The sequence below is a fragment of the Tautonia sp. JC769 genome, assembly GCF_040717455.1.
GTDB lineage: Bacteria > Planctomycetota > Planctomycetia > Isosphaerales > Isosphaeraceae > Tautonia.
In genome coordinates, this window is record NZ_JBFEFH010000082.1 from 1 (window position 1) to 348 (window position 348).

Sequence of the window (348 nt, forward strand, 5' to 3'; positions counted from 1 at the left end):
GGACGGGTCGACGGGCATGCCGGAGCAGACGCGGGCGAGCATCCAGAGGCGGCGGAGCCGGGGGTCGGCGTCGGGGCCGGGGGCCTGCGGGTAGACGCCGAGCATCCGCAGGGCGCGGAGGAAGTCGTCCTGGTCCCAGCGGAGCCCCTGGGCGAGCTTCGCGTCGAGCGGCTCCCAGTGGCGCAGGAGCCACTCGCAGCCGAAGGAGGTGCCTTCGAGGTCGGCGACGGTGTTGATCGGGTCGTTCTTGAGGTCCTGCGCGAGGCGTCGGACGCGGTGCCGTTGGGTCGTCTCCCAGCGCGCGACGGCCTTGCGGGAGGCGGCGCCGAGGGATGCCTCCTCGACGGT

At 74.1% G+C, this 348-nt stretch carries 1 protein-coding gene; it reads right to left on the reverse strand.

Annotation, left to right across the window (positions count from 1 at the left end; all coding sequences use genetic code 11):
- The coding region (locus AB1L88_RS26965) for a hypothetical protein (protein ID WP_367099819.1) at window positions 1-348 on the reverse strand (348 nt) is incomplete at both ends.